A 255-nucleotide genomic window follows, 5' to 3' on the forward strand; every position below is an offset into this window, starting at 1 on the left:
GCGGGACAGAAGATCTGTTCGAGAAACTCAAAGTAGAAGCCGTAAAGATCCCGCAACCGGAAGTTAACATCCGCGGTGACCAGAACGTTCGCTACGAATTTATCGGCAAAACGATCCTCAACGCCCAACGCGCAGGGATTTCCAAAGTTGGTTTCGTCATCGAACCACCACCACGCGGCTAATTGAGCGGGTAAATAAAGGAAGAATATGGGAATGCAAATAGGTTCCGGCAGCTCTTCAGCCGATCCGGAAGTG

Annotated in this window: 1 protein-coding gene; it reads left to right on the forward strand. The window is 50.6% G+C overall.

What is annotated here, in order from left to right; translation table 11 throughout:
- On the forward strand, positions 1 to 182 hold a 182-nt coding region (locus tag H8K32_RS20835; protein ID WP_186914418.1), incomplete at its 5' end, for an ExbD/TolR family protein.
- Positions 183 to 255: the final 73 nt, after the last annotated feature.

Origin of the sequence: Cognatundibacterium jejuense, assembly GCF_014284255.1 — a bacterium.
In the GTDB taxonomy this organism is placed as follows: domain Bacteria; phylum Pseudomonadota; class Gammaproteobacteria; order Burkholderiales; family Burkholderiaceae_D; genus Undibacterium; species Undibacterium jejuense.